Annotated in this window: 6 protein-coding genes and 2 pseudogenes; 4 read left to right on the forward strand and 4 right to left on the reverse strand. The window is 62.0% G+C overall.

Translation table 11 applies throughout. The features are described from left to right. On the forward strand, positions 1-314 hold a 314-nt coding region (locus WB528_RS15660), incomplete at its 5' end, for a hypothetical protein (protein ID WP_423889324.1). An 87-nt stretch (positions 315-401) separates the two neighbouring features. On the opposite strand, the gene WB528_RS15665 is transcribed toward WB528_RS15660, so the two are convergent. Next, positions 402-1007, reverse strand: a complete 606-nt coding sequence (locus tag WB528_RS15665) for a thiamine pyrophosphate-dependent enzyme (protein WP_423889330.1) — start codon at positions 1005-1007, stop codon at positions 402-404. A gap of 8 nt (positions 1008-1015) precedes the next feature. Continuing rightward, positions 1016-1573, reverse strand: a complete 558-nt coding sequence (locus tag WB528_RS15670; RefSeq protein WP_423889325.1) for a thiamine pyrophosphate-binding protein — start codon at positions 1571-1573, stop codon at positions 1016-1018. A gap of 272 nt (positions 1574-1845) precedes the next feature. On the opposite strand from WB528_RS15670, the gene WB528_RS15675 reads away from it, so the two are divergent. Then, complete coding sequence (locus tag WB528_RS15675; RefSeq protein ID WP_423889326.1) at positions 1846-2772, forward strand: Bug family tripartite tricarboxylate transporter substrate binding protein; 927 nt, start codon at positions 1846-1848, stop codon at positions 2770-2772. A gap of 59 nt (positions 2773-2831) precedes the next feature. After that, positions 2832-3881: a hydroxyacid dehydrogenase gene (locus WB528_RS15680; RefSeq protein WP_423889327.1), complete on the forward strand. Its 1050-nt coding sequence runs from the start codon at positions 2832-2834 to the stop codon at positions 3879-3881. A gap of 445 nt (positions 3882-4326) precedes the next feature. Here WB528_RS15680 and WB528_RS15685 read toward each other — a convergent pair whose 3' ends face one another. Next, positions 4327-4965 (reverse strand): GntR family transcriptional regulator, encoded by a 639-nt coding sequence (locus WB528_RS15685; RefSeq protein ID WP_423889328.1) that lies wholly within the window; start codon positions 4963-4965, stop codon positions 4327-4329. Positions 4966-5089: 124 nt separating this feature from the next. Between WB528_RS15685 and WB528_RS15690 the strand changes: the two are divergent. Then, positions 5090-5410 (forward strand): annotated as a pseudogene (locus WB528_RS15690) (hypothetical protein); the annotation flags it as partial. Here WB528_RS15690 and WB528_RS15695 read toward each other — a convergent pair. Continuing rightward, a pseudogene (locus WB528_RS15695) lies at positions 5400-5543 on the reverse strand (GntR family transcriptional regulator); the annotation flags it as partial. The pseudogenes WB528_RS15690 and WB528_RS15695 overlap by 11 nt on opposite strands.

Below are 5543 nucleotides of genomic sequence, written 5' to 3' on the forward strand. Positions count from 1 at the left end.
TCGCCTGGACCGTCACGGTGCTTGCGGCGGGCAACGCGCTGGGAGCGGGGGTTGTGACGATCCTCATGTTGCCGGGGACGAACGGCAGGATTGAGTTGCCGGCGAATCTCGTGCCCTGGGCCGCGTCCGCGCTGGGACGCCTGATCGAGATCGCGTCGTCGGCGCCCGTCATCGCCACGTTCATCGTGCTCGTGGTGGTGTTCGGTCTGACGCAACTCGTCTATTGGCCGGAGCTTCGGCGCGGCCTCAGCGACAGAGGCGGTTTCGCCGCGGCGAGCTTCCGTGCCGAGCGCGCGCGAAGAAGAGGATTGTAGGAGTGATCACCCCTCGCCTGGGTCTATCCACCGATTGCGGTTGACGTGAACGGGCGGAAATATTTCCGGCCGCTCATATCGCGGGCCTCACAGCGCCTCGCGGACGCCCAGACCAAGCATGAAGCGCTCGCGGATCTGTACGGGATCGCGGCGGGTGGCTCCGGTGCCCGGCTTGTCGTCGATCCGAACGCCGATCAGCATGGGTTCGGTTGCGTTCAGGGACTCATCGATCAGGCGCTCGAAATCCTCTTCGTCCGCGGCCCAGCTGCTGTTCGTCAATCCGCAACCGATCGCGACCGCGATCAGGTCGGTTGCTGCCGCAGCCGGCGTCGGCTGTGCGCCGGTGATCTGATAGATGCCGTTGTCCATCACGATCATGCTGAGATTTTTCGGCTTCAGCGTCGCGATCGTCGACAGACAGCCGAGCTGCATCAAGAGCGAGCCGTCGCCTTCGAGTGCAAAGACGCGCCGTTCGGGCTGCGCCAGCGCGACGCCGAGCGCAATCGGAAACGCGAGCCCCATGCTACCGAGCATGTAGAAATTCTGCGGACGGTGACCGGCGGCCCACAGGTCGAAATTGGTATTGCCGATGCCGCCGACGACGGCTTCTTCTTTTTTCAGCTTGGCAACCAGACGCGAGGTCAGATCAAACCGGTTCATCACCTTGGTATTGCGTGCGGGAGGCTTGCCCATAGGATCGCTCACTTGTCGAGTACCTTGCCGCCGGTCAATAGCGGCGACAGGATCAGCGCAACCGGTGCCTGCGTCGTGATCGCCTGCTTGATCGAGCGGTCGACGATGAACTCGAATTCGTCGAGCCTCGTCGCGGTGTGATGCTCCATCGCGAGCGAGTCGAGCACCGGCCGCATGGTACGGCACACCAGCGATTGCCCGTAATTGAATTCGCCGAGCGTTCCGCGCTCGGACACAAACATGATCAGCGGAATCTGGTAGGGGATCGCGAGCGAAGCGAGCACGTTGGCCAGCGTCGCAAAGCCGGAGGTTTGCATCAGCACGGCGCCACGCATGCCGGCCATCCAGGCGCCTGAAACGATTCCGACCGCTTCTTCCTCGCGCGCGGTCGGAAACGTCGTGAAAAACGGATCGGCGTGGATTTCCTTGATCAGCCGCGTCAGCACGCGGTCCGGCACATAGGGGACGAGCCGAATGTCGTTGCGCTTGAGCGTTTGCAGGACGATCTCGTGCCAGGACTTCTGGCCGGGGTCGGCCGCTGAAATCTGTCCGTCCGCAGCCGCCATTCAGCTCTCCTTGACAAGCCAGTTCTTCTTGCCGCCTCGCATGGTTTGCAGATTGCGGCGGCCGCGCTGTTTTAAGCGCCGAAACTTGACGCGAACGGCGCGATTGTCAACATGTACTCGCCGTTGCTGTGATCTGCATACGGCGACGAGGCGGCCGCAACGCAGGCGTGCCATAAGGTGAAAAAATCGGGAGGGTGAGGCTTTTGGACAGCTCATTCTGGAGCATTTTGTTCTTGAGCCGGTGGTCGCGGAGGGCTGTCTGCGCGGCCGCTATGTTAGCGTCCGGCGCGGTATGGGCCGAGACGCCATTTCCGTCCAGGGCCGTCCATATCTTCGTGCCTTACGCGGCTGGCGGTGGCGTCGACATTCTCGCACGCACCCTTGGAGACGCGGTTTCCCGGAAATGGGGGCAGCCGGTCGTTGTCGAAAATCGGCCGGGGGCGGGGGGCGTCGTTGCCTCCCAGGCGCTGGTGACGTCGGCGCCGGATGGCTATACGCTCATTCTCGTCGCGAGCGGTCACGCCACCAATCCTTTTCTGTACCCGAACATTCCCTACGACACGTTCAGGGATTTCACGCCGATTTCGTTGCTGGCGACATCTCCCAACATTCTCCTGGTGCGCGCGGATTCGCCGTTCAAGTCGCTGGCCGATGTGCTGTCGGCCGCGCGGGCGAAGCCGGGGAGCCTTTCTTTCGGTCATGCCGGCACCGGCACGTCGACACATCTGGCCGGCGAATTGCTCAAGAGTCTTGCCAAGGTCGATATCAAGGCCATTCCCTACAAGGGCGGCGCGCCGGCGATCAACGATCTCCTGAGCGGCCAAATTGCGCTGTCCTTCAACAACGCTCCGGAGGCATTGGGCCAGTTGCAGGCCGGCGCGCTGCGCGCTATCGCGGTGACGACGGCTTCGCGATCATCGCTTTTGCCCGATGTGCCGGCGATCTCGGAGACGCTGCCGGGCTATGCCACCGAAGTCTGGTGGGCCCTGCTTGGGCCTCGCGGAATGCCTCCCGAACTTGTTGCGAAACTCTCGGCGGACGTCGTCGCCGCCTTGAATACTGACGCGGTGAAGGAACGCCTCGCCAAGTTCGGGGATTCGCCGGTCGGCAGCACGCCCCGGCAACTCGACGCCAAAATTCACGCCGACTATGAAAAATGGGGCCCGATTATCAAGGCCGCCGGCATCACGGCCGACTAGTGGTGGATAGCGAATGTCAAATCCACTGCACCAGCCTGATCCAAACCGAAAGTGTAGAGATGTCCGTCAACAATAAACGTGTGTTCTACGTCAAATATCTCGCCAACCAGATTTACGCCGATATCATCAAAGCGCGCGCCGACGTCCGGCTCGACCGGCTCGAGAATGAAAGTCCGGAAGATATCTCCGCGCCGATTCTTGCCGCTGCGCATGCCTATCAGATCGGCGCCGCACGCGATGAATTGGCAAGGCACTTCCACGTCGATGCCGATCTCCTGCGCCGGGCGCCGAACCTCCTGATCGTCTCCAGCAACGGCGCGGGCTACGATCCCGTCGACGTCGATGCCTGCACGGCAGCCGGTGTGATCGTGGTCAATCAGTCCGGCGGCAATGCGCATTCGGTCGCCGAACATGCGCTCGCCATGCTGATCACGCTGTCGAAGCGGATCATTCAGGCCGATCGCGCGCTTCGGCGCGAGGCCAATGTCAACCGCAACGCACTGATGGGCGCGGAAGTGGGTGGCAAGACCATCGGCATCGTGGGCCTCGGCAATGTCGGCCGTCGCATCGCCGCGCTCTGCAAAGGCCTGCTTTCCATGAACGTGCTGGCCTATGACCCCTTTCTATCGGCGACGGAAATGGCCGAGCGGGGCGGCGAAAAGGTGACGCTGGAGGAGCTGTTGCGCCGCTCGGATTTCGTTTCGATCTCGTGTCCGCTCACCAAGGACAACAGGGGCATGATCGGGGCCCGCGAATTCGCAGCTATGCAGCCGCACGCGTATTTCATCACCACGGCGCGGGGCTCCATCCATGACGAGATCGCGCTGGAGCAGGCGCTGCGCGACAAACGCATTGCCGGCGCGGGTCTCGATGTCTGGGCCAAGGAACCACCGCCGCCCGATCATCCGCTGTTGCAGTTCGACAATGTGATCGCGAGCCCGCATACGGCAGGCGTGACCACGGAGGCGCGCGAGAATATGGCCAGGATTGCCGCCGAGCAGATGCTCGATGCGCTGGACGGCAAGCGGCCGCCGCGTCTCGTTAACCCCGAAGTCTGGCCTGCTTACGTCAAGCGCTTCGAGCGGACGTTCGGATTTGCGCCGGGGTAGCAAGCGGTGTGGCGCAGACCAGTCCCCACCAGGCTCCCTGGTTGAGCATGACCTTTTCGGAAAACCGCTGCACATTTTTTCCGGGTTATGCTCTAGAAGATTTTGTTTCCGCTAGAAGATTTTGTTTCCGATTGGCCACCGCACGGCAATGAATCTGCTGTCGAGCCAGCCCTCGACGGTCACCCTGTTGCTATTTTTGCCGTGATCTCGACTCCCGGGCGAGGGGAACCCATACCTTGCACCAAGCGCCTTTGATTTCCAGGTCAACGGATTGGGTGAAGGCGCCGGGAATGAAGTTATGGCCCACTTGAACACATTGCTGCGTTCTGCCCGATCCCGGATCGGACGACGCCTGGCTCAAATCGTCGATATCGCGGCGGCGAGCCTGCCGACGGCCGGCGCCTGACCGGCTACTGCGGCGCATCCTTCGTGCTGCTGATCTCACCTATGTCGCGGGAACGCCCAGGCGTTCGATCGTCTGAATGTGACGGGCGAGCAGGCTGCAGGCCTGTTCGATGTTGCGCGCCCGCAATGCCCCAAGAATGAGACGATGGTCCTGATTTGACCGGGGCCGCCAGCCCGAACTGTGCGCCATCGCAAACACGAGCCGGGAATTGGCGCGCTGCAATCCGTCGAGACTGGCGAGTAACCGCGGCATCGCGCAGGGCGTCACCAGCGCCTGATGAAAGGCGCGGTTGGTAGCCTCAAACTCCTGCAGCGTCTCGGCGTTGTCGCCTTCGATCAGAGCCAATTCGATCTTCGCAAAATGAGCCGGCGTCAGCCGGGATGCTGCGTGGCGCAGCGCGACCACCTCGAGCGCGGCGCGCATCTCGGAAATCTCGCGAATGGAAGTGGCGTCGAGCGGCGCGACCCGGACGCCGCGACGGGGAAGTGCGACCACGAGATGTTCGGCCTCTAGCTGACGAAACGCTTCCCGGACCGGGACATGGCTTGAATTGAATTCGCGCGCGACGTGATCCTGCCGCAGCCGCGTTTCCGGTTTCAGCGTGCCATCGATGATGCGTTCTGCGATCGTCTCGGCGATCCGCATAACAATCGTCGAGCTGTCGTCCGGATCTTTCATAGATTATCTATCGCAAAATCGGATGCGGTTACCAAGCGTCTCGGCTAACCTAGGCCTAAGCGCATAATTATAGATAAAAATCATTTTTATCTATAAAAAAGGAGAGTAAGGCATGGCGGACGGGTTGGTCGAAACGCGAAATGATGGCCAAGGCGCTGACCAAGGCACTGACAGAGGCCTCGGGACCGTCCGGCACAACTGGACGCGGGCTGAGGTGCAGGCGCTCTACGACCTTCCCTTCGCGGATCTGATGTTCCGCGCGCAAGGCATCCATCGCAGCCATTTCGATCCGAATCACGTCGAGACCGCGAGCCTGCTCAGCATCAAGACCGGCGGTTGCCCGGAGGACTGCGGCTACTGCTCGCAGAGCGCGCATTACGACACCGGACTGAAGGCCACCAAACTGATGGCGCAGGCGGATGTGGTCGCCACCGCGCGGCGCGCATCTCGGAAATCTCGCGAATGGAAGTGGCGTCGAGCGGCGCGACTCGGACGCCGCGACGGGGAAGCGCGACCACGAGATGTTCGGCCTCTAGCTGCCGAAACGCTTCCCGGACCGGGACATGGCTTGAATTGAA

The organism is Bradyrhizobium sp., from assembly GCF_049586575.1.
GTDB lineage: Bacteria > Pseudomonadota > Alphaproteobacteria > Rhizobiales > Xanthobacteraceae > Bradyrhizobium.